Here is a 25984-nt window from a genome sequence, read left to right on the forward strand (position 1 = left end):
CGCGGTCTGCGTGGCTGTGGGCGGCTTGCCCCCCGCGTCGCCGTCCGGGGCCTGGCCAAGCTGTCGAGGCGTCACCGAAAACACCTTGTGCGACAGCACGCCGATGACAATGACCATCGCCAGCCCGACCCACAACGCCGCCTGCGCAAAGCCGGCGTGCGCGATCAGGAACACCCATAGCGGCGAAAAGACGACGCCGCCGACGCTGGCGCCGTTGTAGGCCATGCCCAGGGCGGCCGGACGCCGCCGCACGAACCAGGGGGCGATCAGGGCGTTGACGGCGGCGGCGCCCAACGTCACCCAGCCCATCCCGCTGCACGCGGCGGCGGCATACAGCTGCGCGGGAGTCTGCGCCACCGCCCATCCGGCCACGCCCACGGCCAGCAGCGCCGCGCCGCCGGCGGTCGTGCGGGCGACGCCGACGCGGCGGTAAAGACGTGGCAGGTTGGCCACCACCACCGTGCCGGCCAGGAAGTGCAGCGTGACCGCGCCCGATACCAGCGCGACGCTCCAGCCGGTGCGCTGGACGACGGCGTGCAGGAATACCGGCGGACCGTAAAAACCCACGCCCCAACCGAAGACGGCGAGCACGAAGGTGGCGCAAAGGACTTTCCAGCCAAAAAAGGGAGGGGAGGCGGACATGGTCTGGGCGAGTGATGCGAGTTTCGATGCGGCGAAGTATGCTTACGCCCTACACACAACACTTTGGCCGATATCGAATCATGGATTCCGAGTTCGCCGACATCAACCTGTCCGCCGTGGCCGGCGCCATCGCCGATCCCGCGCGCGCACGCATGCTGTGCCTGTTGCTGGACGGCCGCGCGCGCACCGCCACGGAACTGGCCGCGGCCGCCGACATCGGCGCGTCCACGGCCAGCAGCCATTTCCAGCGCCTGCGCGATCAGGGCCTGGTGGAAATGGCCGTGCAGGGCAAGCACCGCTACTACCGCCTGGCCAGCGGCGATGTCGGCCACGCGCTGGAAGCGCTGCTGGTGGTGGCGGGCGCCGAGCGCGCGCCGTTCAAGCCGACCACGCCATCCGCGCTGCGCGATAGCCGCACCTGCTACGACCACATGGCCGGCACGCTGGCCGTGCGCATCCACGACGCGATGCTGGGCCGGCATTGGCTGACGCCGGACGGACGCGACTATGTGCTCACGCCGCTAGGCGAAGCGTCGCTCGCGCAAGTGGGCGTCGACGTGGCCCTGGCGCGCCAGCGCCGCCGCCGCTTCGCTTGTGCGTGCCTGGACTGGAGCGAACGGCGTTCCCATCTGGGCGGCGCCTTGGGCGCGGCGCTGCTCGATGCGCTGCTCGCGCGCGGCTGGGTCGCAAAGGACCTGGACTCGCGCGCATTGCGCATCACGGCCAAGGGCGAACGGCAATTCCCGGCATTTTTTGGCTTGGCGGGCGACCAGCCCGCAGCCCAAAGGGACGCGCATGCAGCAGCGTGATCGATTCCTCGCCTGGCCCCATTCACCGCCCTGACCGGCGGTGCACCCGCACACAACTTTTCAAGCCGCGGATGCGGCTTTTTTTACGTCTCCCGTCCCTCACGGACCGTTCTTCAACCCTGTATAGGAGGTGGCCTTGCCTACGCTGGCCTTGCACGCGTTCCGTCACGTCATGTCGATCGTGACGGAACTGCGCATCGACGTTAACCATAGTCCCCAAGAAGTGGACAAGGAGCTCGATGCCATCCACAACCGCATGAATCGTCCGATGGACCGCCTGCATGGATTGCCGGAGGTCAAGACCGACATTCCTGGCATCGTGCTTCGCTATCGCGAGGCCGACGGCGAGTATTACGTGTATGTGGTGGACGTGCGGCGGGACCGGCTGGCGGGCTATACGGTGTTCAACCGGCTGATCGAAGTGGGCCGGCGCGCCGATCCCTACGTGCGCGCGCCGCATTCGAAGTACGCCGCGCCCTACCAAGGCATGGGCCTGGCCACCGCGGTGTACCGGTGGGCGCTGGACGCGGGCCTGTGCATCCTCAGCGGCGCCCGCCAGTCTGTCGGCGCGCACCGCCTGTGGATGGGACTGTCGCGCCACTATGCGCTGGGCTACGTGGACCTGCGCTGCAAACAGCTCACCTACCTGGGGCGCGACGTGGCGCCCCGCGTGCGCGATGACCTGCATACCCGCATGATCCTGCTCGGCAAGGGCTGGCGGTTGGACGACTACATGCGCGCGACAGGGATGAATATGTCCGAGGATGCGCTTTCGCAACAGACCCTAGGGTAATCCCCTGGAATTGGCGGCGGGCGCCGATGCGTGCAGCGCCGGCGCCGGCTCGCAAGCCGCGCCGGCGCTACCTTTCAGGCTTGAAAGCGGATTTGCTTCTCAACATTTGAGAAACGGGGACACGCCTGCGTTGGCGCAACAGTGTTTCTATTTTCTGCTTGAGTTACAAAACTTATCCGGATTGTCATGAAATCACGGAGTATGCTCGACGGCAGATAGAGGACTACCGAAGTGCATCAGAACAACTTGATCTACAAGGGATACCGCCTCACGGCCAAGGTGTCCCGCGGCGGCGGCGCTATCGAGCCCCCGGCCGAAGCCAGCGGCCCTGTCTTCACTGCCTCGGTGATGGTTGTCCAGGCAGGCGCCATACTCGAAGGCGGCGACGAGTACCCCGTGCCCCAGTTTGCCGGCGGCGGCTTCGTCTACAGTCCGCGCGAGGCCGTGCATGCGGCCATCGTGCACGGCCGCGAAATCGTCGACGGCCTGACCAACACGCCGTCCTGAGACGGCTAGGCGGAAAACACCTCTCGCCAGTCACGGGTCTTGGCCAGCGTCTGCACGGTGGCGGACTGCTCCAGGATCGTCACGGCCTTCTTGAATTCCTCGGCCGATGCGCCGTCTTCCAGAATCACCATGCGCGAGTTGCGCGCATCAGCCATCTTCACATCCGACATCTTGCCGTGGGTCTGGTAGACCTGCGTCCAGTCCATCTTCTTGCCCGCCTTCAGGGCGATCGGCTCGATGTAGGTGAGGGCGGTGCTGCCTGCCGCGCGCACTGCGTACGCGAAGTCCGCCGTGTGACCGCTGCTGCCCTTGGCGCGCGCGCCCTTGACCATGCGGTTCACGCCCACGCCTTCGGCCAGCGCGCGGCCCACCTGCGCGCGGAATCGCAGCTGGCTGAACCGCGGCATCCATTTCGCGCAATTGAACGACAAGGCCATCGCCAGCTTTACCGCGTCCCACAGCGCTTCCTGCAACTGCTCGATCGGACCTTCGGCCACGATGGCGCCGGACCGGTCGAAATGGGCGAGCGTGACGCCCGGCGTCTCGTTCAGGATGTCGATGCGCTTGGCCGCCACGTCGATGCCAAAGGTGGAGGCATGCATGGCGGTCTCACAGGCGTCGGTCAGGTAGAACGACGACTCATCGGGATGCGCGATGAAAAAGGCGGCGTGCTGGCCGTCCAGGCCCAACGTCATGGGAGAGACGGCGCGAATGGCGTGTACGCCCGCCGGCAGGACGGTCCAGCCGGAGGCTTCCAGAAAATTGCTCATAGGATCAGTTCGATTTGGCGGCCTTTGAGGGGATGCGCAAAGCCGCCGGCCAGCGTCAGGTTCGCTCGCGGCAGGAAATACTGCATCAGCGCGCCGATGGTGTCCAGCGCGGGCACGATGGGCTCGGCATAGCCTTCGCCTTCCTCGACCCAGATGTGTTCATGGCTGCGGTCGGCAAGCGGCTTGCGATATTGCGGCCGGTCCGCGCCCACCAGGCTGGTGTGGAACGAGTCGTCGGTATCGACGCCATATACCCGGTGCGGGCCCACGAAGAGACTGGCGCAGAACGCCTCGGTCAGGAAGATGGTGGCCTGCCCATGCACCGCCGTGCGGGCGCCCCGGTACATGACGCGGAAGATCACGTCTTCGCGCACCTCGCCCTTGATCTTGCATGGACAGCTGAACTCCATCCACTGGGCATTGCCCGCGGCGGGTTTCGGCAGCCAGAGGATCGGCTTGGCGGTTTCCTTGGGTTCGGCAAGAATCTCTTGCACCTCATCAACGGTGATTAGCGGTTCGAACTTGTTGGCCATGGAAACGAATCTAGGGTCTGGGGGCGCGCGAGGCAAAACGTGCATGCGGCATGCGCTGCGCCCCGCCGCGCCGCGGTGAAGACACGCGCGCGCAGCATTGCGAGGGGGCGTAATCTTACAAGATGAAGACGGCCGGGGTCTGCGGCCTGGATGGATATACAGGTGTTGGCGCTGTGCGGCCCGGAGCGGGCGAGGGCCGCGCAGCGCCGGGCGTCACAGAGACGTTGCGCCAAATGTGTCGCACTGTTTGATGCTGCCGCTTTCCAGGCCGCGCTTGAACCAGCGCACGCGCTGCGCGGAGCTGCCGTGCGTGAAGGCATCGGGCACGACGTATCCCTGGCTCTGCTTTTGCAGGCGGTCATCGCCGATCGCGGTGGCGGCCGCCAGCGCTTCTTCGACGTCGCCGCCTTCCAGAATGTTGCGCGCGGCATCCGCGCGCTGCGCCCAGAGGCCGGCAAAGCAATCCGCCTGCAGTTCCAGCCGAACCGACAACGCATTGGCCTGCGAGGGGTTGCGCCGGCGCAGTTGGTCCACCTGGTCCGAGATGCCCAGCAGGTGCTGCACATGATGGCCGACTTCATGCGCAATCACGTACGCTTGCGCGAAATCGCCGGGGGCCTTGAACCGGTTCTGCAGTTCGTCGAAGAACGACAGGTCTATATAGACCTTGCTGTCGCCTGGGCAGTAGAAGGGGCCCATGGCGGATTGGCCGGTGCCGCAGGCGGTGGGCGTGGCGCCGCGAAAGAGCACCAGCTTGGGCTCGACGTACTGGCGGTTCAATTCCTTCTGGAAGATGCCGGTCCACACGTCTTCGGTTTCGCCCAGGACCTTGGACACGAAAACGGCCTGGGGATCGTTGGCTGGCGGGGCCGAGGCGGGCGCCTGCTCCTGCACGGCCGGGCCTTCCGCCATGTCCAGGACCACGCGCGGATCCACGCCGAAGTACATCGCCACCAAGGCAAGTACTATCGTGCCTATGCCAATGGTCCCGCGGCCGCCGATTCGTGGGCCGCTGGAACGGCGGTCTTCCACATTGTCGCTCTGGCGCGAATTATCGAGGCGCATACTGGTTCTCCGGGCGGATCGTCATTACCGCCATTTTGCATCGCCGCGCTATTGGGCGGCCTTCAAGGATGTTAGGATAAACCCATGGCTTTGTATTTCTCTGTCCACCCCGCAAATCCCCAGCCGCGGCTGCTCAAGCAAGCCGCGCAATGGCTCAATGACGGGGGCCTGGTGGCTGTGCCCACCGACTCCAGTTATGCCGTCGTCGCCCGCCTGGACGACAAAAGCGCCGCCGACGGGCTGCGCCGCCTTCGGGGTCTGGACGAACGTCATCACCTCACCCTCCTGTGCCGCGATCTGGCCGAAATCGGCCACTTCGCCCGCGTCGACAACAAGCAATACCGGCTGCTGAAAGCCGCGACGCCCGGCCCCTGGACCTTCATCCTCGAAGCCACCAAGGAAGTGCCGCGGCGCGTGTCGCACCCCTCGCGCAAGACCATCGGCATCCGCGTGCCGGATCACGCCGTCCTGTTGGGCTTGCTGGAACAGGCGGGTTCGCCGCTGCTGTCCACCACGCTCATCCCCAAGGATGAAACCGAGGCGCTGAACGACGCCGAGGAAATCCGCGAGCGCTACGACCACGATCTGGCCGCCATCATCGATGCGGGCGCCTGCCCGCAAGCGCCCACCACCGTGATCGACCTGACCGGCGACGAGCCGGTCGTCGTGCGCCTGGGCCGCGGCGATCCCGCTACCCTCGGACTTGTCTGATATTCCCCCTCGCCACGATGCACGAGACGCGCCGCGCTGGCGCGCGGCTCATCTACAATCCGGTTCGCCATGAATGACATCATCCAAACCATTGCGGTCTACGCGATACCGGTTATCTTCGCCATCACCCTGCATGAGGCGGCGCACGGCTACGTGGCGCGCATGCTGGGCGATCCGACCGCCTACCAGGCCGGACGGGTCAGCCTGAATCCCGCCCGCCACATCGACCCCGTCGGCACGCTGCTGGTGCCGGTCGCCATCCTGCTGGCCTCCAAGCTCATGGGCAGCCCCGGCCTGCTCTTCGGTTGGGCCAAGCCGGTGCCGGTAGACTTCGGCCGCCTGCGCCGTCCCAAAAAGGACATGGCCTGGGTCGCGCTGGCTGGACCGGCCGCCAACCTGTTCATGGCCATTTTGTGGGCCCTGTCGCTGCGGCTCTTCATGGAAAGCGGCCTGCACGAAAGCTTCTGGTTCGAAATGGCCGTGGCGGGCGTCAACGTCAACCTGGTGCTGATGGCGCTGAACCTGCTGCCCATCCTGCCGCTGGACGGCGGACGCGTTCTCTTCAGCCTCCTGCCCAATCGCCTGGCCTGGCAATACTCGAAAATCGAGCCCTATGGATTGATCATCGTCATTGTCCTGCTGGTCACCGATGTGCTCTGGTTATTGATGCAACCGGTGCTCGGGCTGGGAACGACGATCGTTCAGTGGTTTCTGTAAGATTCCACCCAATATCCGTTAAACTCAGCGGTTTCACTGAATCAGGCCCTGTGGCAATCCCGCCGTGGGGTTTTGGAGCCCGACATCTATGGCATCCCCTGCTACCGCCGCAGGCGTTAATTTCCAGGGCAGCATGGTGGCCTTGGTCACCCCAATGCAACCCGATGGCAGCCTGGACTACGCTGCCTACCGGTCGCTGATCGACTGGCATGTCCAGGAAGGCACCGACGCGCTGGTGGTGGTGGGCACCACCGGGGAGTCGCCCACGGTCTCCATGGAAGAACACGCGGAACTCATCCGCGTTGCCGTCGAACATGCCGCCGGCCGCATCCCGGTCATTGCCGGCGTGGGCGCCAACTCCACCGACGAAGCCATCCACCTGACCCGCCACGCCAAGGCAGTGGGCGCGCAGGCCGGCCTGTCGGTCGTTCCGTACTACAACAAGCCGTCGCAGGAAGGCCTGTACCGCCACTTCCGCACCATCGCCGAAGCCGTCGACCTGCCTACCATTCTTTACAACGTGCCGGGCCGCACCGTTGCCGACATGAGCAACGAGACGATCCTGCGCCTGGCGCAGGTGCCGGGCATCATCGGCATCAAGGACGCCACCGGCGACATCGCCCGCGGCGGCCTCTTGCTGCGCGAAGCGCCTGCCAGCTTCCAAGTCTTCAGCGGCGACGATCCCACCGCTGCGGCCCTGATCCTGCTGGGCGCGCGCGGCAACATTTCCGTCACGGCCAACGTGGCGCCCAAGCTCATGCGCGACCTCTGTGCCGCCGCCCTCGCGGGCGATGTGCCCAAGGTCCGTGAACTTAACGCGTTCCTGGCGCGTCTGAACAAGGTTTTGTTCGTCGAAGCCAACCCCATCCCCGTCAAATGGGCGTTGGCCCAAATGGGCCGCAGCGCGCTGGGCTACCGGCTGCCGCTGGTCGAACTGAGCGCGCAGCATCACGCAACGGTGCGCAATGCGCTCCAGGAAACGGGACTGCTCTAAATATCGTGAGGAAACGTATGAACAAACGTCATGCCGGTTTGTCGGCATTGATGTCTCTGGTGTTGCTGGCCGGGTGCTCCGAGGTCAACCAATTCCTGGGCAATGAAGAATCGGTCGACTACAAGAGCGCGGTAAACCAGCGTGGAGAGCCTCTCAGCATCCCGCCCGACCTAACGCAGGCCAATAGCGATCCCCGCTACCGCGCGCCGGCCTCGGGTTCCACCACCTTCTCTGAATTCCAGCAACAGGGTGTGGCCCAGGCCAGCGCCCCGAAGACCAGCAACGTGCTTCCCAACCGTTCGGACATGCGCGTCGAACGCGACGGCGATCTGCGCTGGCTCGTCGTGGACCGTCCGCCCGAGCAGGTTTTCCCCCGCCTGATCGACTTCTGGACCGAAAGCGGCTTTACCGTCGCCACCAACAATCCCGGTGCCGGCCTGATCGAAACCGACTGGGCCGAGAACCGCGCCAAGATCCCCGAAAGCTGGCTGCGCCAGGCGCTGGGGGCGGTGCTGGAATCGGCGTGGGATAGCGGCGAGCGCGAGAAATTCCGCACCCGCGTCGAACGCGTCAACGGTCACACCGAAATTTACGTCAGCCACCGCCAGATGCTCGAAAAGCGTGTCGGCTCCGACGGCGGCCAGGTGCAGTGGCAGAACGGCAAGGAAGACCCGGGCCTGAACGCCGCGATGCTGGCGCGCATGATGGTCTTCCTGGGTACCGACGTCGACAATGCCCGCAAGCTGGTGCAGCAGGCCGAGGCCTCGCCGCAGCGTCCCGCCGTGCAGCAGGACGTCCGTGCCCAGGGCGCGTCGCTCATCGTCAGCGAATCCTTCGACCGCGCCTGGCGTCGTGTCGGCGTGGCGCTCGATGGCGGCGGCTTCGCAGTCGATGACCGCGATCGTTCCTCCGGCGACTACTTCGTCCGCTATGTCGACACCGACACCGGCGAAAAGATGGAACAGCCCGGCTTCTTCAGCCGCATGTTCTCTGGCGACAAGAAGGCGCAGGCAGCTCAGTACCGCATCCACCTGGTGGGCAACGGCGAACAGACGACCGTCTCGGTCCTGGACGCCAACGGTACGCCTGACAGCAGCCCGACCGCGCAGCGCCTGCTGAGCGTCCTGAAGGACAAGATGTAATTGAATCGCCGGGCCGCGCGCTCACGCGCAGCGGCCGCCGGCAGGGCCCCCGGGTCGGGTGCCCATGCCCGGCCGGCGGCAAGCGCGGACTTCGCCGTCGCTTACGTTCCGGCAAGGCACAAAAAAACCCTGGCATCACATGCCAGGGTTTTTTTGCGTCTTCAGTGCGGGGGTTCGTGCCTGAAGGATTACGACGCGGGGGTGGTCGAGCCGCCCGGGGTGGTCGAACCGGAGCCAGGCGTCGTGCCCGGGGTCGCCGGTGCGGGCGAGGCCGGCGGCGTGCCGCCAGGCGCGGGCGTGGTGGCGCCGGGAGTCGGGCTGGTCGCCGGCGCCGGGGCATCTTCCTTCTTGTTGCAAGCGCTGAGCGCGACGGCCAGCACCGAGGCAATAATCAAGGTTTTGCTCATCATTATTTGAACTCCTGTAGATGACGACTCTTGAAACCCCGTTAGGGGAAACCAGAACTCAGGCTACAGGAAGGTTCAGGCCGATCGCGTAGGAAAGTTAAATCGTTCGCATCCCAACGGCAACAAACCTTTCAGCTTGGTGTTATGTCTTTCTTGATGTGACCCGGTTCACAGACCTGATTTCTTTCTGTGTGACACGGATACGCGAACGTTTCCAGATACTACTCGGCTCGGTAATGAATCCAGCCCGAGTCCAGCCAATCGGCCAAGCATGCCCGTGCTTCGTCGGAAAGTCGGGCGCAGGCGGGATGCGCACAATCCAGGCTACGTGAATCGGCCAGCAGGCGCAACGCCGCATCCGCGGGCGTCATTGCGGTTTCTCCGTTGATGAACAGCTGTTTGCCGCGATAGAGCATGCGGCTGCGGCGGTCCAGCACCAGACGTCCCGAAGCGGGCCAGTCGTCCTCCAGATCGACGTCCATCCCCTCGGGCGCGTCGAACACGCTGAGGTTGCTGGGCTCGGTCAGCCAGCACCCCAGAAAGCGCGACGCCAGCGCGTCGTCAAAGCGCAGCTTTTCCACCGTTTCCAGCGTGGCGGCCACCAGTGCGTCGGGTAGCGCCGCGGGCGTATCCACGGCCGGCTGGGCCGGATCGCGGTACACGGCCGACAGCTTCGGGCCGGGCAGGGCGGGTTCGCCGTAGGGACCACCCAGAAGGCCCACGCGGGCCATGACCTGGTCCGCGGCCGCTTCCAGGAGGCCGCGCGCCAGCGTCGCCTGCGTCGGCGCCCGGAAACCGATGGAGATCGTCATGCAGCCATCGCCCATGGCAATGCCGTCGTGGGCGGCCTGCGGCGGCAGGTACAGCATGTCGCCGGGCGCCAGCACCGCCTTTTCCTCGGGCTGGAAGTTGCTCAGGATCTTGAGCGGCAAGTCCGGTTCCAGCGACAGGTCCTTCTGGCGGCCATAGCGCCATTCGCGCTCGCCCGCCGCCTGCAGCAGGAACACGTCGTAGCTGTCGAAATGCGGGCCGACGCCGCCGCCGTGGCTGGCGATGCTGATCATCACGTCGTCCAGGCGGGCGTCCGGAATGAACCGGAACTGGGCCATCAGCTCGGCGGCCGCATCGCTATGCAAGTCCACGCTCTGCACCAGCAGCGTCCAGTCGCCCTCGTTGTCCTTGGGCAGACGCGCAAAGGGGCCGTTTTCCATCTGCCATTCGCCGTTCTCGCGCCAGATGAGGCGCGACTCCACGTCGTCGCGGCGCGCGAGTTTCTTGATAGCCGCGATGGTGACGGGCGGCTTGAACGCCGGAATGGCCTGGCGGATCAGCAGCGGCTTCTTCTGCCAGTAACGGCGCATGAAGTCGTTGGGGCTTTGATTGCCCAGGAGCGCAAGCGGATGGTCGAGGTTCATTGGAGGTGCTTCTTCAAGCGGTAAAGGGCATCCAGCGCTTCGCGCGGGGTGAGGCTGTCGGGATCGATGGCGGAAAGCTCCTCGCGCAGGGAGTCGAGCGCCTCGATGGTGTCTGCACGTTCGGCCTGCGCATACGCCTGGGCGTCGGCCTCGGCCGCAGCCGAGAACAACCCCAGCTGCGGCGTGGGGGCGCCTTGCGCTTCCAGGCGTTCGAGCTCGCGCGTCGCCTGCCGGATGACGGCGGCGGGCACGCCCGCGCGCTGGGCCACCTGAATCCCGTAGCTGCGGCTGGCGGGGCCTTCGCGCACTTCGTGCAGGAAGACGATGCCGCCCGCCGACTCGGCCGCGGCCAGGTGGACGTTGGCGGCCGTGGGCTGCTCGGCGGGCAGGCGGGTCAGTTCAAAGTAGTGCGTGGCAAACAGCGTCAGCGCGCGATTGTGCGACAGCAGACGGCACGCAATGGCCCACGCAAGCGCCAGGCCGTCGTACGTGGACGTGCCGCGTCCGATTTCGTCCATCAGCACCAGGCTGTTGGGCGTGCTGGCCGACAGGATGGCCGCGGCCTCCGTCATTTCCATCATGAAGGTCGAGCGTCCGCCCGCCAGGTCGTCGGCGGCGCCGATGCGGGTGAAGATGCGGTCGATCTTGCCGATCCGGGCGCGCGAGGCCGGCACGAAGCTGCCAATGCGCGCCAGCAGCACGATCAGCGCCACCTGCCGCATGTACGTCGACTTACCGCCCATGTTCGGGCCGGTGATGAGCAGCATGCGCCGCGCGGGATCCAGACGGCAGCCGTTGGGGGTGAAGCGTTCGATGGCGCGTTCCACCACCGGATGGCGGCCGGCCTCGATGTCGATGTCGGCCTGCTCGGACAGCTCGGGCGCGATCCAGTCGTGGCGCTGCGCGTGTTCGGCCAGCGCGGCCAGCGTATCCAGCTCGGCCAGCGCCGCGGCGCAGTCAGACAGCGGACGCACGTGCTCGGCCAGCACGTCGAGCAATTGCTCGAACAACCATTTTTCGCGGGCCAGCGAGCGGTCCTGTGCGGACAGCACCTTGTCCTCCCAGGTCTTGAGCTCGGGCGTGATGTAGCGCTCGGCATTCTTGAGCGTCTGGCGGCGGCGGTAGTCTTCAGGCACCTTCGCCGTCTGGCCCTTGGTGACCTCGATATAGAAGCCATGCACGCGGTTGAACTCCACGCGCAGGTTGCTGATGCCGGTGCGCTCGCGCTCGCGCGCTTCGAGCTGGACGAGAAAGTCTCCGCCGTCCGCGGCCAATGCGCGCAGCTCGTCGAGTTCGGCGTCAAAGCCGGCGGCCAGTACGCCGCCATCGCGAATCGCCACGGCAGGCTCAGGCGCGATGGCGCGCACCAGCAGGGCGGCCAGGGCAGGGTCCACGGACAGATGCGAGATCAGTTCGCCGATGCGCGGCGAGGCGGACATCGGTTCGACCAGGTCGGCAAGCGCGGGCAAGGCCTGCAGCGCGTCGCGCAGGCTGGCGAGTTCGCGCGGGCGCACCGACCGCAGCGCCAGGCGCGCGGCAATGCGCTCGATGTCGGGAAAGGCATTCAGGGCGGCGCGCAGCGCTTCCAGCAGACCGGCCGAGCCAAAGGTCTGCTCCACGTCCATGCGCCCGGCCAGCAGCGCCGAAATGGCCTGCTGGCGCGCCAGCGCCTGGTCGTTTTCGCGCAAGGGGTGATGCAGCCAGCGGCGCAGCAGGCGGCTGCCCATCGGCGTGCGGCAGCCGTCCAGCAGCGAAAACAGCGTGGGCGAGTCTTCGCCCGACAGCGTCTGCGTCAGTTCCAGGTTGCGCCGCGTGACCGGGTCCAGCAGCACGAACTGCCCGGGCCGCTCGGCCGACAGGCTTTGCACGTGCGCCAGTGCCTGCGACTGCGTGCGCGCGGCATAGCGCAGCAAGGCGCCGGCCGCGCAGATGCCGGCCGGCATGTCTTCGATGTCAAAGCCCGCCAGCGTGTCCGTCTTGAAATGCGCCAGCAGGTGTGCGCGCGCACCGTCGCTTTCGAAGTGCCAGTCCGGCACGCGGGAGCGGGCGCCCTCGAACGGAAAGTCGAACTCCGCGGTGTCGGCGCAAACGATCTCCGCCGGCGCAATGCGGTGCAATTCGGATTCCAGCTGCGCGGGCGCGCATTCGGTCACCCGGAATTCGCCGCTGGCCAGATTCAGCCACGCCAGCCCCGCGCGCGGCGCGCGAGCGCTGCCGCTGACGCAGATGGCCGCCAGCGCGCGATCCGCCTTGGCCGGCAGAAGGGCGTCGTCGGTCAAGGTGCCGGGCGTCACGATGCGTACGATGCGGCGCTCGACCGGCCCCTTCGACGCGGCCGGATCGCCGATCTGCTCGCAGATGGCGACGGACTCGCCCATGGCCACCAGCCGGGCCAGGTATTGCTCCATGGCATGCACCGGCAGGCCAGCCATGGGGATGGGCACGCCGTTGGACGAGCCCCGCTTGGTCAGTGTCAGATTGAGCAGCCGCGCGCCACGCTCGGCATCTTCGTAGAACATTTCATAGAAGTCGCCCATGCGATAGAACAACAGCAACGGCCCGGCCTCGGCTTTGAGGCGCAGGTACTGTTGCATCATGGGGGTGTGGCCCGCGTGGGCGTCGGCGGCGGTATTTTGCAGTGCAGAATTCATGCCCGTGATTGTATCGGGGCGGGCAAGTCCCCGCCGAGCCGTCGGGTGGCGATTTGGCGGCGGGTTGCGATTTTTCGCATGACGGGGCACATGGACGAATGATGCGCACACGAAATAGGCTGAATCGCCCCGAAACCGGCTGAAATCGCATTTGGAAATGGATGCGCAGTTGCTCGCGGCAAATGTCGCTATGTTGGTCGCCTGGCCGCACAACAACGCGGTGCGATGACATTGACCTCCACGCCATCGGGAACAAAATGAAAGTCAAATCCCTGCTGTCTTTCGTCGTGCTTTCCTTGCTCGCCGCCGCGGGCGCGCAGGCAGACAGCTGCCGAGCCAATTACCAAGGCGGGGAAGATTGCAGATACGACGATGGCACCACGTCGTCGAGCCGCTCCAACTACCAAGGCGGCTTCGATACGACCTACAGCGATGGCAGGACCTCCACCAGCCGGAAAAACTACACTGGCGGTTTTGACACCCGCTATAACGATGGCAGCAACTCCACCAGCCGGTCAAACTACACCGGCGGCTACGATACCCGTTACAGCGACGGCTCTTCCTCTTCAAGCCGGAAGAATTACACGGGCGGTTACGACACCCGCTATAGCGATGGCTCATCGTCTTCCAGCCGGAAAAACTACAACGGCGCGCTGGACACGAATTTCCGGCGCAGCAAGGACGGCAAGGCCGATACGCGCCGGCCGGTTGGCGGCCGCTGATTGATGTCGGTGGCTGACACGGCGACGGTCGCCCGGGCCTGCGGGAGCAAGAAGCGTAGCGCCCAGGGCTTCCAAGATTGCGTTTAGTGGCATCGCAGGCACATGCGTCATTTAGTAACGGTCGTATCTTTGTGGCCGTTAATGACCCATAGTGCGTACAGGGATACTTTTCCCTGGAAAATCTAGGACTTACATTGAAGATTGAAACTGGTATTGTGAAGTGGTTCAACAACGACAAGGGCTTCGGCTTTATCATGCCGGAGCTGGGCGGTAAGGACCTCTTCGCTCACTACTCTGAGATTCAGGGCAGCGGGCACAAATCTCTTGAAGAGAACCAGCGCGTGACGTTCGTCGCCGGCCAAGGACAGAAAGGTCCTCAGGCGACAATGATCAAACCGATTTAAGAACTGGCTGGCTTGCCTTAAGGCAAGCGGGCTGGCACCTAGCAAGTGGGGCCGAATCCTTTGAAGCAAGGGATTCGGCCCTTTGACTTTGGATCACGGTCGGCATTGCTGTTTGGGGTGGGACTTATGGGTGGGATGCCCGAGGCGCGTGAGCGGCGCCCCGGCTACGCCAACTTGCAGCCCCAACGCGCCGCCGGGCACAATCTGCACGGCGTGGCGCGTGTGGACGCCGCGGGAGTTTCAACGCCATGCCCGATATTGCCGTTCCTGACGTGCTGGATGCCAGCGAGCGCGTTTCCATTTCCAGCGGCGACCACCAGGCCGAGTTCGCGCCCGGCGGCGGCGGGCGGCTGACGCGGCTGTCCACCGGCGGACACGACTGGATCGTGCCGCTGACCGCCACCGAATGGCCGGCGGGCCGATGGCCGCGCGCCGGATCCTACCCGCTGGCGCCGTATTCCAACCGGATCCGCGATGGCGTTTTCACGTTCAATGGCGCCCGCTACGCATTGCAGTCCGTGCCCAACCGGCCGCAGGCGATTCATGGCTCGGGGCTGTTCCAGTCCTGGCAGGTTCGCAATCTGACGCCCGACAGTGTCGATCTGGTGCTGGAGCAGCCGGCCGGCGTGCTGGGGTGGCCCTGGCCGTTTGAATGCGTGCAGCGCTGGCGGCTGGACAGCCGCGGGCTGAGCCTGAAGATGGCCATTACCAATCGAGGCGACACGCCGATGCCGTGCGGGATGGGCATCCATCCGTATTTCACGGCGCAGCGCGTCACGCTGCACGCCCGGCGCATCTGGCCGTCGGACGAGAATGGCTTGCCCACGGGCAGCAAGACGACGACGGTGCGAGAGCTGCGCCAGTCCGCCGAGGGCTGCGACACGTACCTGTCGCAATGGCAGGGCCGCGCGACGCTGCACTGGCCCGACGGCCACGAACTGGCGCTGCATGCCGACCCGGCGTTCGCGCATCTGGTTGTGTACACGGCGCCGGGCTCGGATTTTCTTTGTGTGGAACCGGTCAGCAACGTGGCCGATGCCTTCAATCTGGCGGCGGCCGGCGATACCCGGACCGGCATGCAGGTGCTGGAACCTGGAGAGCGTTTTGCCGCCACGCTTCTGCTGGGGCTTGCGCCAGCGCGGAAAAAGTGAATGGCAGCTTGGTAACCGCCGCACCCTGCGGCGATAATCCGCTCAAACCAGAATCAGGAGTCGTTACGTGAAAAAGCTCAGCACCGAACAATTGCAGGCTGCGGTCGAGACGCTTCGCCGGACACAGGCCAAGCTGGCTCGCGCGGGCAACCTGCCGCTTGAGCCCACCATCTACGCCAGCGCCAAGGGTTTTCGCCGCAACGTGCCCGATTATGTGTGGTCCTGGCTGTCCGGTCTGCTGGCGCCGCACAAGAGCCTGTCGGCCTGGATGGACACGCACCAGCCGGGCTGGCGCGAAGGCAAGACGCCGGCGGCCGCCGTCTATGCCCGCACGGAAAACGGCTGGTTCCAGTGGCTGATCGCCGAACTGGAAGCCGAAATCAACGACCCGCACGCGCGCGCCAAGCGCGAAGGCCGAGGCTGACTGGCCTGATCGCGCCCGGCGCGGGGCGCCGGCGCACGCGATCCCGCTCGGGATCGCCGCGTTTCTAGAACCCTTCCAGCACGATCTTGCCGCGCGCCTTGCCGCTTTCGATGAAGGCGTGGGCGCGGCGCAGGTTTTCCGCGTTGATCTTGCCGTAGTGCTCGCCCAGCGTGGTGCGCAGCGTGCCGTTGTCGATCAGGCGGGCAGCTTGATTCAACAGTTCGTGCTGCGCGATGAGGTCGGGCGTGTTGTGCAGCGGCCGGGCAAACATGAATTCCCAATGCAGCGAGGCTGACTTTCCCTTGAGCAGCCGCACATCGATCGCGGCCGGGTCGTCGATCAGCGCAATCTTGCCCTGCGGCGCAATCCCTTCGGCCATCTGCGGGAAATGCGCGTCCGTGTGCGTCAGGCCGGCGATGTAGCTCACATTGTCAAAGCCGATGCGCTTGAGTTCGCCGGCCAGCGGTTGGGTGTGATCGATGACGTGATGCGCGCCCAGGTCGCGCACCCAGGCCTGGGTCTCGGGACGCGAGGCCGTGCAGATCACGGTCAGGCCGGTGAGCTGTCGCGCCAGCTGCACCAGGATCGAGCCAACCCCGCCGGCCGCCCCGATGACGAGCAGGCTGCGCTGGCTGGGCGCGGCGTTGTCCAGGACCCGCAAGCGGTCGAATAGCAGTTCCCAAGCGGTGATCGTGGTCAGGGGCAGGGCGGCCGCCTGCGCAAAATCCAGGCTCTTGGGCATGTGGCCGACGATGCGCTCGTCCACGACATGGCGTTCGCTGTTGGCGCCCGGACGGGTCAGGGCGCCGGCATACCAGACGCGGTCGCCCGGCTTGAAGAGGCTGGTGCGCGCGCCGACCGCGCGCACGATGCCGGCGGCGTCCCAGCCGATGATTTCGGGCTGGCCGTCCTTGGGCTTGCGGTTGGCGCGGATCTTGACATCCACGGGGTTGACCGAGATGGCGTGCACGTCCACCAGCAGGTCGTGGTCGCCCGGCACGGGTTCGGGGGCGGTGATGTCCTGCAGGGCGTCGGCGTTGTCGGCGGGCAGGTTCTTGAAGTAGGCAATGGCTTTCATGGCGGGAGCGTCCGGCGGTTCAGGGATTCAGATGATGGAGCGGACTACGCCGCCGTCCACGCGCAGGGCCGCGCCGTTGGTGGCCGACGCTTGGGTCGAGCAGGTGTAGACGACCATGTTGGCCACTTCTTGCACGGTGGCCAGCCGGCGCAGCAGCGAGGTGGGACGATGCTGGGCGATGAAGTCCCGCTCCATCTGCGCTTGCGAGACGCCTTGCTCCTTGGCCATTTCCGCGAAGAAGTCGGCGACCCCGTCGGACCGGGTGGGGCCGGGCAGCACGGCGTTGACGGTGACGTTGGTGCCGGCGGTCAGCTCGGCCAGGCCGCGCGAGACCGCGAGCTGGGCGGTCTTGCTGACGCCGTAGTGGATCATCTCGGCGGGAATCTGCACGGCGGATTCGCTGGAAATGAACACGATTCGGCCCCAGTTGGCGGCCAGCATGCGCGGCAGGTAGTAGCGCGACAGCCGGATGCCGCTCATGACGTTGGTGTCCATCATGGACTGCCAGTCGTCGTCGGTGATTTCGGTGAAGGACTTGGGCGTGAAGGTGCCGGCATTGTTGACCAGGATGTCCACGTCGGGATGCGCGGCGCATACCGAGGCGGCGCCGTCCGCGGTGGCCAGGTCCGCCTGCACGGTCGTGACCTGGGCGTCTGCAACTTGCTGCGTGACGGTCTCAGCGGCTTGCGCCAGCTTGGTTGCATTGCGGCCGTGCAGGACGACCTGCGCGCCGGCCTCGGCCAGTCCAATGGCAATCGCCAGCCCAATGCCACCGGACGATCCGGTGACAAGCGCCTTCTTGCCGTTCAGTTCGATTTTCATGCGGGAACTCCTTGCGTGTTGGGGAATGAATGCATGATTACCCACTCCGAACCGATGAAAAACGGGCTAGCATCGCAGGCAGTTTCAATAAATTTTTGAAAATGAGGGCGAAGTGGTCCGATTCGAGGATTTGAAGATCTTTGTTGCCGCGTCGGATCTGGGCAGCTTTTCCGCCGCCGCGCGCGAGCTCGACCTGACGCCAGCCGTGGCCAGCGCCGCCCTCAAGCGGCTGGAAGAAGAGTTGGAAACGCGGCTCTTCGTGCGCTCCACGCGCAGCCTGCGGTTGACCAGCGATGGCGAACGCTATCTGGAGTATGCGCGCTCGGCGATATCCACTCTGGAAGCCGGCAAGAACGCAATGGCGCGCGACAAGACGGACATTGCCGGCACCTTGTCGGTATCGATCCCGTCCGACCTGGGCCGCCACGTGCTGCTGCCGTGGCTGGACGAATTCCAGCGCCAGCACCCGCGCGTCAACTTCCAGCTACGCATCAGCGACCGGCTGGCGGACCTGTACCGGCAACCGGTCGACATCGCCGTGCGGTACGGCACGCCGAACGATTCCAGTCTGGTCGCACTGCCGCTATCCGAACACAACCGGCGTGTCGTATGCGCGGCGCCCGCGTACCTTGCGCGGCACGGCGTGCCGCAAACGCCGGCCGACTTGCGCCGCCACAACTGCCTGTCGTTCGTATTGGGCGAAACGCTGCACGATCGCTGGACCTTCGAGCATGAGGGGACCAGCCTCACCATTCCGGTCAAAGGCGATCGCGTGGGCGACGACGGTGACCTGGTGCGGCGTTGGGCGCTGGCTGGGCACGGCATCGCGTACAAATCGCGCTACGACGTGCTGAGCGACTTGCGCGCGGGCCGGTTGGTCGAATTGCTGGCCGGGTATGGCAGCGAGCCGTCGCCGCTCTATCTGCTGTGCGTGCATCGCATGCTGCTATCGCCCGCGGTGCGGCGCTTGCGGGAATTTCTGCAGGAACGGTTCAAGGCATTCGAGGCGGGCTAGCCGCACGTTCAAGAATGGCAGCGGTATATCCACGCCGCATCCGTTCGCCTTGTCAGTCCGCCATATCAATGCGCCGCATGATGCCCGCCTGCTGCCTGCTTTTTCGCCGGCTTGCGTGGATGCTGATTTGCCTTCGCGCTTGTCCCGCTTCGCGCGCTCGATGGTCTTTCGGTCAGGGGTGATCTCCTTTGCTTCGCATTGCAAAAGCGATTCCGTCGCCGGTCGAGACCGCGCGACGGAACTCGTAACACCACCTTATCGCTGCGCAGGTATCCTGTATGTTCGAATGGATTGCCGGTCGTAAGCGCCGGAACACGGCGAAAGCACCGACGATTCACGACTCACCCCCATATGCGGAGACGAGCTATGTCGAATCATGTCTACAAGCAGATCGAGTTGGTGGGCTCTTCCACCAAGTCCACCGACGATGCGATCGCGAAAGCCATCGAGCGCGCGTCCGAAACCTTGCGCAACCTGGATTGGTTCGAGGTGACCGAAGTGCGCGGCCACATCAAGGACGGCAAGGTGGCGCACTGGCAGGTAGGGTTGAAGATCGGCATGCGCCTGGAAGGCGATTCCTGATCCCGCCGCTGGTCATTGCTTGACCACGCCTCGCAAGTGACTGTCGCATAACGAGTTTCTGCACTTGTTGTGCGACTGTTCATAGGCTTGTCCACATTCCATGGGGACAAGCCTGTCCGCTTGTCCACCGTCCCATCTCATCCTCATCCCGCGCTCTGCGGCGGCGGCGCGGTGAGCGATTCTTGCCCGCACCCTGCAAGTCGATGATCTACAAGGCTTTTGGCAGAGTACCCGCAGACTGTCCTCAGGCTTATCCACATTTGGCGGGGACAACCCCAGCACGGTTAAACCGCGTTTGGGCCTTTCTTGACCACGCTCTGCAGGGCATTGATATGAAACAGGATTTTCCACCTGCCCTCATACTGTCCTCATCCTTGTCCACAGAACGCGGGGACAATCCACACTTGGGCGTGCGCCGTCGCCCTGAGGGTCCCCACAGCACCGAAAAGCGGGGATAACTCCGCCAGAAATCGTCCATATGGATGATTGCGCATTTATTGACCGCGCATCGCAAGTGCTTGGCGAGACAGGGAATTTTGGATCTGCCCCAAGGCTGTCCTCACCTTTCTCCACAGTTGGAGGGGATAAGTGGGGGCGAGCTGGAAAATGCGATGGTGTCTGACACCCAACCATAAAAAAAGCCCCTCGACGCATCGAGGGGCTTGATCGCCCGGAGGTAGATCGGGCGATCGGCGCCGGCACGCGCGGGGCGTGGCCGGCGTCGGCGGCAGATCAGGCGTTCATTTTCTTGATCCAGTCGACGTAGCGGTCCACCCAGCCCTGCAGGAATTTGCGGGTGCCTTCGTTGGTGATGGTGAACTGGTCGTCGACGAGGCCTTCGGAATACTGGAGAAAGGCTTCCGGCGTGGTGAGCGCGTTGGCGCCTTCGGCGGCCAGGATGTTGCGCAGGTGCTGCTGCATCATGGCCGTGCCCGCGGCGCTGGGCGATGCGCCCAGGATACCGACGGCCTTGCCGGTCCAGGAGTTCTGGCCCCACGGACGCGAACCCCAGTCGATGGCGTTCTTGATGGCGGCCGGGACCGAGCGGTTGTGCTCGGGCGATACGAACAGGATGCCCTGCGCGTCGGCGATCTGCTGCTTGAGCTTGGCGGCGGGGGCGGGCAGGTTGTTTTCGTTGTCCTGGTTGTACAGCGGGATGTCGCCAAGGCTCACATACTCGAACTTGAAGTCGGCCGGAACCAGCTTTTCGAGCGCACGCGCCACGCGCAGATTGATCGAGGCGGCGCGCAGGCTTCCGACGAAAACCGCAATCTTGTATGTGCTCATGAGCAGGGGCTCCAACAAGGAAAAGGGAACGGCCAGTGTAGACCTGCAGAAGTCCGGGCTCAATGCCGTTTGCGAATATTCACATGGCGTTTGGCAATGTTGGCCTTACCCGCAGGCTCCCAAGCGCCTTGACGGTACGCGGGCGATTGACGATGTCACGTCATCAGGCTGACATGGGCGGCAACGACGCGCCACCCGTCGGCGGTGCGCATCCACGTCTGGCTCTGGCGGCCGGTGCGGGCGCTGCCGTCGCGCTGGAATTCCAGGTTGGCGGTGGCGAAGCCCCGGCCATAGGTGGTGATGGCGGTGCGCAGGACCTGTCTTGCCAGGCCTTGCGGCGAACGCTGAGCGCGGAAGGCGCGAATCTCGTCGTAACCGTAGAGGTTTTCGCCGGCGCCGTAACGCAGGGTATGAGGGCTGTTCCAAAACAAGGTGTCCAGCACTTCCACGTCGTTGGAAACCAGCGCCGCTTCATAGCGTTCGACAACCGCGGTGACCTCGGCCACGACGTCGGGCAGGTTGATGTCCATTGCTGCGTATCTCCGATATGCACCAGCTTGGTGCGTGAGGTAGGGGTAATCACCAATATGGGGTGTGTTGCGGTGCGCAAATATCCACGCGCCGGACCACGGATGCCCTCGCAAGGCGGGATTGCTGCACTGCAAGGCTGGCACGCCGTTTGCTAGGGTTAACGTGCATAACACGCTGCACGCTGCCCCAGGAGTATCACCATGTCCGCATCCGCCGTTTCCGTTCCGGTCACCATGATGGTGACGCGGCACATCGCGCCCGAACGCTATAGCGATTTCCTGTCCTGGATGCGCCAGGGCGAAATCCTGGCGGCGGGCTTTCCGGGGTTTCTGGGATCTGGCGTGCTGCAGCCGCCCGAAGGCGGCGACGAATATCAGATCTTGCTGCGCTTCACGGACGAGGCGAGCCTGAACCGGTGGGAGAAATCCCTGCCGCGCCGCATGTGGCTGGAGCGCGGCGCCAGCCTGGTGCGGGCGAGCCACGAGCATCGCGTGAAGGGCACGGAAGGCTGGTTTGCGCCCAAGGCCAGCACGCCGCCGCGCTGGAAGCAGGCGGTCAGCATCTGGCTGGCCTACTTTCCGGTGCTGCTGGTGTTCTCGATGCTGGTGAGCGAACACTTGAATATCCTGCCGGTGTTCTGGCGCGTGCTAATCACGAGCGTGATACTGACGCCCATCATGGTGTTTTTCTGCATTCCATTCATCTCGCGCGTGCTGCATCGCTGGCTGCGCGCCGGCTGAGGCCGCGAGGGCGCTGAGCCGCGCGCCGGGCGCGGCGGCGTTCTTCACCTTCACGCGGCCTTGGCGCGGCGGGTCGAGTACAGCCGGTGCAGCGTGATCTTGCGCACGGCGTTCTGGCTGTCCTGGATATGCGCGCGCAACAGCTCGGCCGCGCCTGCGGCATCGCGCGCCAGGACGGCAGACAGGATCGCGGCGTGTTCCCGGTACGTGGTGCCGATGCGGTCGGGCTGGGTGAAATCCAGCCGCCGCACGATGCGGATCCGCTCGGTGGCGGCGCGGTGCACGCGCGCGATCTCCGGGTTGCCGGCGGCCGCCACCAGCTCGACGTGAAAGCGTTCGTCCAGATCCGCCAGCCATTCGCAATCGCTGGAACGCTCGCTTTCGTCCACCAGCCACGTCTCGGCAAGCGGGCGCAGCGCAAGCAGCGGATCGGGCGACTGGCCCGGCGCGCAAAGCGCATGCACCGCGGCCGCTTCCAGCACGCTGCGCAGCTCATAGAAATGATCCAGCGTTTCGAAATCCAGCGGCTTGACCAGCCATCCATTGCGCTGCCGCACCTCCAGGTAGCCTTCCCGCTCCAGCCGGAACAACGCCTCACGCACGGGCGTGCGGCTGATGTGCAGGCGATCCGCGATCTCGGTCTCGGTGAAGCGGTCGCCCGGGGCCAGGCGGAAATCCAGGATGTCGCGCTTGAGCGTGGTGTACGCGGAGTCGGCCAGCGTGCGCGGCATGTCGATGGCGGCGAAGGCGGTGTCCATGTCGAGGCTCCAGGCGTTGCGGGTGGTGGGGCAGGGTGGTCGGTCAGACTGGCCGGACGCGGGCTGCGCCGGCCTGTTCCAGTGCGTGCGCCGCGCGCAGGCAGTCGATCTCGCGCCACGGGGCGGCGATAAGCTGCACACCCAGCGGCAGATGGCCGTCCTCGTCCAGTTCCGGCCACGTGGGCGCGGTGCAGACCGGCAGGCCGATGGCGGAAATCGGTTGCGTCAGCAGGCCCATGCTGGCGCGGGCCGGCAGTTGGTTGCCCGCCAGCGTCAGCCAGTCCGCGCCGATGGGCGTGGCGCTGACGGGCGTGGCCGGGGCGATGAGGACGTCGTAGTGTTCGAAGAGGGCGAGCGCTTCGAGATAGGCGCGGTGGCGAACGCGCTGCGCCTGCTGCACCCAGGCCGCGGGGACGAGGCTGCCGGCCACCAGGCGGTCGCGCGAGTGCGGTTCGTAGTAGTCGTAGTGCGTGACGAGCCGGCGGCGGTGCAACGCGCCGCCTTCGGCCGCGGTGATGACGAAGGCGGCGGCGCGGGCCTGCGCCGCGGCGGCAAAGTCGACCACATCGGTGGCGCCCAGCGCGCGCGCGGCAATCTCAACGGCGCGGCGCGCTTGCGGTCCGGCCCATTCCGAAAAGTGGCCGCCCAGAACCCCGACGCGCAGCGCGCCCGCGCCCTCGGCAAGGGCCGGCAACGTGGGCGTGGCGGGGCGCTGCGCGCAGGCGATGTCGGCCTCGTCCGGGCCTTGCAACGCGTCGTAGGCTGCGGCCAGATCGCCGGCGGTGCCCGCGAAGGGCCCCAGGTGATCCAGGCTGCCGACAAAGGGGAAGGAGCCCGTGCGCGGCAGGCGGCCGAAGGTGGGCTTCAGGCCGAAGACGCCGCATAGCGAGGCCGGCACGCGGATCGAGCCGTTGGTGTCCGACCCCAGGGTCAGCGGCACCAGACCGCCGGCCACGGCGGCGGCGCTGCCGCCGGACGAGCCGCCCGCGATGCGGGCCGTGTCGTGCGGGTTGCGGCACGCGCCGTAATGCGTGTTTTCCGTGGTGAAGCCGTAGGCGTGCTCGTCCATGTTGAGCGCGCCGATCAGCACGGCGCCCGCCTCGCGCATCCGCGCCACCAGCAGCGCATCGCGGCTGGCGGGCGGATTGGACGCGTTGACGCGTCCGCCGGCCAGCGTGACTTCGTCGGCGACATCAAAGAGGTTCTTCACGGCGTAAGGCACCCCGGCCAGCGGCGGCAGCGTGTCGCCGCGCGCCCGGCGCGCATCGATGGCCAGCGCTTCCTGCCGCGCTCGGCTTTCCGTCAGAGCCGTGAAGCAGTTGTAGCGGGGATCGCGCTCGCGCACGCGGGCGAGGGTGGCGTCCAGCACCGCCACGGCGCTGCGTTCGCCGCTGCGCACCTGGCGGGCGATATCGTGAGCGGGGCCGGTCACGGGCGGAACACCGAAGCCGATTCCAGTTCCACCGGCAGCGGCTCGTCCGCAAACGCGGCGGCGATGTCGTGGATGCGGGCGAACTGCTGCGCGACCTGCTCGGTGGCGGACTCGCGCAGTGCATACCCCGACAGCGCCAGCGCGCTGCGCACGTATTGGTCGATGGTTTCCTGTGTCATGGCGGATGCTCCCGGTGATGGCGTGGGTTATTTGCGCACTTCGCGCTGGAAGATCTCCAGACTCAGCTTCTTCATCTGGATGAAGCTGGGCTCGGACAGCGTCTCGACCGTGCGAGGGCGCGGATCCGTGTAGTCCAGGATCTCGGCGACGCGCGTGGGGCGCTTGGTCAGGAGCAGCACCTGGTCGGCCAGGTAGACGGCTTCCTCCAGGTCATGAGAGACCAGCAGCATGGTGGTGCCAGTCTGCAGGAAGACTTCCTGCAGCTTCTCGCGGATGAAGAGCGTCATCTCGAAGTCGAGCGCCGAAAACGGTTCGTCCAGGAACAGCACCTCGGGTCCTGGCGCCAGCGCGCGCATGATCGAGGCGGTCTGCTGCTGGCCGCCGGACAGTTCGTAGGGATAGCGGTTCAGATCGAACTTCACGTCGAACGAGGCCACCAGTTCCTCGACGCGCGCGTCGACCTGAGCTTTGCTGCGGCCTTCCAGCCGCAGCGGATAGGCGATGTTGTCGATGGTGCGCAGCCACGGGAACATGGCTTCGCGGTAGTTCTGGAACACGTAGCCGATCTTGGTCTGCGCCAGCGATTTGCCGTCGAACAGGATCTCGCCGGAATCGATGGGGATGAGGCCCGCGATCATGTTGATCAGCGTGGACTTGCCGCAGCCGTTGGGACCGAAGACCGATACGATCTTGCCCTTGGGAATGTCCAGGTTGAAGTCTTCATACAGCGGCCAGCCGGCGAAATACTTGGTCAGGCCGCGGATGGTGATGTGCGTGCCCAGCGGGCCCGGTTGAAAGGGCGCGGCGGCCGGTCCGGGCGCGATGGCGGGATTGATGACGGTGGACATTATCGGCCGCTCCAGTGAACCACGCGCTTTTCCAGCACGAGAAAGAGAATGTTGAGCACATAGCCCAGCGCGCCGGCCGCCAGGATCGCGGCGTACATCTCGCGCACGTTCAGCACCTGCTGCGCATTGATGATCCGGTTGCCCAGGCCGCTGTCCGAGCCGATGAACATCTCCGCGACGATCACGATGACCAGCGCCATCGACACGCCGCTGCGCAGGCCGACGAAGGTGGGCTGCAGGCTTTCCCAGATCAGCACGTCCTTGAAGATCTGCCAGCGTGAGGCGCCCATCACGCGCGCCGCCATCACCCGCTGCTTGCGGGCGTTGATGACGCCGTAGGCGCTGTTGAACAGGATCACCAGCACGGCCGCGAAGGCGGCGATGGCAATCTTGTTCATGTCGGTCACGCCGAAGATCATCAGGAACAGCGGGATCAGCGCGGAGGACGGCGTGGAGCGGAAGAAGTCCACCAGGAACTCGACGCTGCGGTAGGCCTTTTCATTGCTGCCCAACAGCACGCCCAGCGGCACGCCGATCACGCCGGCGATCAGAAAGGCCTGCACCGTGCGGTTCAGCGAGGACAGGAAGTCGGCCAGCAGCGGTCCGCCCGCCATGCCCTTGACGAGCGCCACAATGGTGGCGCTGGGCGTGGGCAGCAGCACGGGGCTGACCAGCTGCAGCCGTAACACCAGGTCCCACACGATGAACAGCGCCAGCGGGCCGATCAGGGGAAGCAGGCGTGCGCTGTTGAACTTGCGCGGCGGTTTGGACATGGCCGGCTGCGCCTTGGGCGGCGCGGCGGTGGAGGCCGCAGAAGGGGCGGGCGTGGCGCCCGTAGCCGTGGTCGCGGTCAT

30 protein-coding genes are annotated in these 25984 nt (G+C 65.6%); 14 read left to right on the forward strand and 16 right to left on the reverse strand.

Features of this window, described 5'->3' with window-relative positions; translation table 11 throughout:
- Nucleotides 1–642 (reverse strand): MFS transporter (locus HV786_RS22585; RefSeq protein WP_175211889.1); only part of this gene is annotated, 642 nt, incomplete at its 3' end.
- Nucleotides 643–722: 80 nt separating this feature from the next.
- Here HV786_RS22585 and HV786_RS22590 point away from each other — a divergent pair.
- The 3 genes from HV786_RS22590 to HV786_RS22600 all read left to right on the forward strand — a co-directional run bounded on the left by HV786_RS22590 (nt 723) and on the right by HV786_RS22600 (nt 2751).
- The gene (locus HV786_RS22590; RefSeq protein WP_175211890.1) at nt 723–1451 is read left to right on the forward strand and encodes an ArsR/SmtB family transcription factor; all 729 of its coding nucleotides are present in this window, start codon (nt 723–725) and stop codon (nt 1449–1451) included.
- Between the two features lie 136 nt (nt 1452–1587).
- Nucleotides 1588–2244, forward strand: a complete 657-nt coding sequence (locus tag HV786_RS22595) for an N-acetyltransferase (protein ID WP_128828755.1) — start codon at nt 1588–1590, stop codon at nt 2242–2244.
- 231 nt (nt 2245–2475) lie between these two features.
- Nucleotides 2476–2751, forward strand: coding sequence for a hypothetical protein (locus HV786_RS22600; RefSeq protein ID WP_128828754.1), 276 nt, complete (start codon nt 2476–2478; stop codon nt 2749–2751).
- Between the two features lie 5 nt (nt 2752–2756).
- Here the strand turns inward: HV786_RS22600 and HV786_RS22605 are convergent, their stop codons facing one another.
- From HV786_RS22605 to ypfJ, 3 genes are all read right to left on the reverse strand, one after another.
- A complete protein-coding gene (locus HV786_RS22605) occupies nt 2757–3521 on the reverse strand; it encodes a DUF1828 domain-containing protein (protein WP_128828753.1) in 765 nt (254 codons plus the stop codon).
- Complete coding sequence (locus HV786_RS22610; RefSeq protein WP_056323388.1) at nt 3518–4054, reverse strand: hypothetical protein; 537 nt, start codon at nt 4052–4054, stop codon at nt 3518–3520. The genes HV786_RS22605 and HV786_RS22610 overlap by 4 nt, the downstream gene beginning before the upstream one ends.
- Before the next feature lie 213 nt (nt 4055–4267).
- Nucleotides 4268–5119 (reverse strand): KPN_02809 family neutral zinc metallopeptidase, encoded by an 852-nt coding sequence (gene ypfJ / locus HV786_RS22615; RefSeq protein WP_128828751.1) that lies wholly within the window; start codon nt 5117–5119, stop codon nt 4268–4270.
- An 84-nt stretch (nt 5120–5203) separates the two neighbouring features.
- Between ypfJ and HV786_RS22620 the strand changes: the two genes are divergently transcribed.
- The 4 genes from HV786_RS22620 (at nt 5204) to bamC (ending at nt 8683) form a co-directional block, all read left to right on the forward strand.
- Nucleotides 5204–5830: an L-threonylcarbamoyladenylate synthase gene (locus HV786_RS22620; RefSeq protein WP_056323394.1), complete on the forward strand. Its 627-nt coding sequence runs from the start codon at nt 5204–5206 to the stop codon at nt 5828–5830.
- 69 nt (nt 5831–5899) lie between these two features.
- Nucleotides 5900–6547 (forward strand): site-2 protease family protein, encoded by a 648-nt coding sequence (locus HV786_RS22625; RefSeq protein ID WP_056323397.1) that lies wholly within the window; start codon nt 5900–5902, stop codon nt 6545–6547.
- Nucleotides 6548–6635: 88 nt separating this feature from the next.
- Nucleotides 6636–7541 carry a 4-hydroxy-tetrahydrodipicolinate synthase gene (gene dapA, locus HV786_RS22630; protein ID WP_056323399.1) on the forward strand — a complete coding sequence of 302 codons (906 nt, stop codon included), beginning with the start codon at nt 6636–6638 and terminating at the stop codon, nt 7539–7541.
- Nucleotides 7542–7558: 17 nt separating this feature from the next.
- Nucleotides 7559–8683 (forward strand): outer membrane protein assembly factor BamC, encoded by a 1125-nt coding sequence (gene bamC, locus HV786_RS22635; protein ID WP_128828750.1) that lies wholly within the window; start codon nt 7559–7561, stop codon nt 8681–8683.
- 188 nt (nt 8684–8871) lie between these two features.
- On the opposite strand, the gene HV786_RS22640 is transcribed toward bamC, so the two are convergent.
- From HV786_RS22640 to mutS, 3 genes are all read right to left on the reverse strand, one after another.
- On the reverse strand, nt 8872–9093 hold the full coding sequence (locus HV786_RS22640; protein WP_175211891.1) for an endopeptidase: 222 nt from the start codon (nt 9091–9093) through the stop codon (nt 8872–8874).
- Nucleotides 9094–9311: 218 nt separating this feature from the next.
- Nucleotides 9312–10505: a ribosomal protein uL16 3-hydroxylase gene (locus tag HV786_RS22645; RefSeq protein ID WP_128828749.1), complete on the reverse strand. Its 1194-nt coding sequence runs from the start codon at nt 10503–10505 to the stop codon at nt 9312–9314.
- Nucleotides 10502–13156 carry a DNA mismatch repair protein MutS gene (gene mutS / locus HV786_RS22650; RefSeq protein WP_254599505.1) on the reverse strand — a complete coding sequence of 885 codons (2655 nt, stop codon included), beginning with the start codon at nt 13154–13156 and terminating at the stop codon, nt 10502–10504. Before mutS ends, HV786_RS22645 begins: the two co-directional genes overlap by 4 nt.
- A 257-nt stretch (nt 13157–13413) precedes the next feature.
- On the opposite strand from mutS, the gene HV786_RS22655 reads away from it, so the two are divergent.
- The 4 genes from HV786_RS22655 to HV786_RS22670 all read left to right on the forward strand — a co-directional run bounded on the left by HV786_RS22655 (nt 13414) and on the right by HV786_RS22670 (nt 15857).
- Nucleotides 13414–13878, forward strand: coding sequence for a hypothetical protein (locus HV786_RS22655; protein WP_128828748.1), 465 nt, complete (start codon nt 13414–13416; stop codon nt 13876–13878).
- A 194-nt stretch (nt 13879–14072) separates the two neighbouring features.
- The gene (locus HV786_RS22660; RefSeq protein WP_062842107.1) at nt 14073–14282 is read left to right on the forward strand and encodes a cold-shock protein; all 210 of its coding nucleotides are present in this window, start codon (nt 14073–14075) and stop codon (nt 14280–14282) included.
- Between the two features lie 248 nt (nt 14283–14530).
- Nucleotides 14531–15433 (forward strand): aldose epimerase family protein, encoded by a 903-nt coding sequence (locus tag HV786_RS22665; protein WP_128828747.1) that lies wholly within the window; start codon nt 14531–14533, stop codon nt 15431–15433.
- Between the two features lie 67 nt (nt 15434–15500).
- A complete protein-coding gene (locus HV786_RS22670) occupies nt 15501–15857 on the forward strand; it encodes a hypothetical protein (protein ID WP_056323418.1) in 357 nt (118 codons plus the stop codon).
- A gap of 64 nt (nt 15858–15921) precedes the next feature.
- Here the strand turns inward: HV786_RS22670 and HV786_RS22675 are convergent, their stop codons facing one another.
- Nucleotides 15922–16935, reverse strand: coding sequence for a zinc-binding alcohol dehydrogenase family protein (locus tag HV786_RS22675; RefSeq protein ID WP_175211892.1), 1014 nt, complete (start codon nt 16933–16935; stop codon nt 15922–15924).
- 27 nt (nt 16936–16962) lie between these two features.
- Nucleotides 16963–17757 (reverse strand): SDR family NAD(P)-dependent oxidoreductase, encoded by a 795-nt coding sequence (locus tag HV786_RS22680; RefSeq protein WP_128828746.1) that lies wholly within the window; start codon nt 17755–17757, stop codon nt 16963–16965.
- Nucleotides 17758–17869: 112 nt separating this feature from the next.
- Between HV786_RS22680 and HV786_RS22685 the strand changes: the two genes are divergently transcribed.
- Complete coding sequence (locus HV786_RS22685) at nt 17870–18772, forward strand: LysR family transcriptional regulator (RefSeq protein ID WP_128828745.1); 903 nt, start codon at nt 17870–17872, stop codon at nt 18770–18772.
- Between the two features lie 366 nt (nt 18773–19138).
- Nucleotides 19139–19354 carry a dodecin gene (locus HV786_RS22690; RefSeq protein WP_062842102.1) on the forward strand — a complete coding sequence of 72 codons (216 nt, stop codon included), beginning with the start codon at nt 19139–19141 and terminating at the stop codon, nt 19352–19354.
- A gap of 732 nt (nt 19355–20086) precedes the next feature.
- Here the strand turns inward: HV786_RS22690 and HV786_RS22695 are convergent.
- Entirely contained in the window at nt 20087–20641 is a 555-nt protein-coding gene (locus HV786_RS22695) for an NADPH-dependent FMN reductase (protein ID WP_128828744.1), read from the reverse strand.
- Nucleotides 20642–20796: 155 nt separating this feature from the next.
- Nucleotides 20797–21171: an oxalurate catabolism protein HpxZ gene (hpxZ, locus tag HV786_RS22700; RefSeq protein WP_128828743.1), complete on the reverse strand. Its 375-nt coding sequence runs from the start codon at nt 21169–21171 to the stop codon at nt 20797–20799.
- 201 nt (nt 21172–21372) lie between these two features.
- Between hpxZ and HV786_RS22705 the strand changes: the two genes are divergently transcribed.
- Complete coding sequence (locus HV786_RS22705; RefSeq protein ID WP_128828742.1) at nt 21373–21912, forward strand: antibiotic biosynthesis monooxygenase; 540 nt, start codon at nt 21373–21375, stop codon at nt 21910–21912.
- Nucleotides 21913–21962: 50 nt separating this feature from the next.
- Here the strand turns inward: HV786_RS22705 and HV786_RS22710 are convergent, their stop codons facing one another.
- The 5 genes from HV786_RS22710 to HV786_RS22730 are packed head-to-tail and all read right to left on the reverse strand — an operon-like array spanning nt 21963 to nt 25984.
- Nucleotides 21963–22670, reverse strand: coding sequence for a GntR family transcriptional regulator (locus HV786_RS22710; protein WP_128830224.1), 708 nt, complete (start codon nt 22668–22670; stop codon nt 21963–21965).
- Nucleotides 22671–22713: 43 nt separating this feature from the next.
- Nucleotides 22714–24102: an AtzE family amidohydrolase gene (locus HV786_RS22715; protein ID WP_175211893.1), complete on the reverse strand. Its 1389-nt coding sequence runs from the start codon at nt 24100–24102 to the stop codon at nt 22714–22716.
- Nucleotides 24099–24281, reverse strand: coding sequence for a DUF4089 domain-containing protein (locus HV786_RS22720; RefSeq protein ID WP_056323446.1), 183 nt, complete (start codon nt 24279–24281; stop codon nt 24099–24101). The genes HV786_RS22715 and HV786_RS22720 overlap by 4 nt, the downstream gene beginning before the upstream one ends.
- 27 nt (nt 24282–24308) lie before the next feature.
- A complete protein-coding gene (locus HV786_RS22725) occupies nt 24309–25130 on the reverse strand; it encodes an ABC transporter ATP-binding protein (protein ID WP_128828741.1) in 822 nt (273 codons plus the stop codon).
- A complete protein-coding gene (locus HV786_RS22730) occupies nt 25130–25984 on the reverse strand; it encodes an ABC transporter permease (protein ID WP_128828740.1) in 855 nt (284 codons plus the stop codon). The genes HV786_RS22725 and HV786_RS22730 overlap by 1 nt, the downstream gene beginning before the upstream one ends.

This window comes from Achromobacter mucicolens, assembly GCF_902859725.1.
In the GTDB taxonomy this organism is placed as follows: Bacteria; Pseudomonadota; Gammaproteobacteria; order Burkholderiales; family Burkholderiaceae_B; genus Achromobacter; species Achromobacter mucicolens.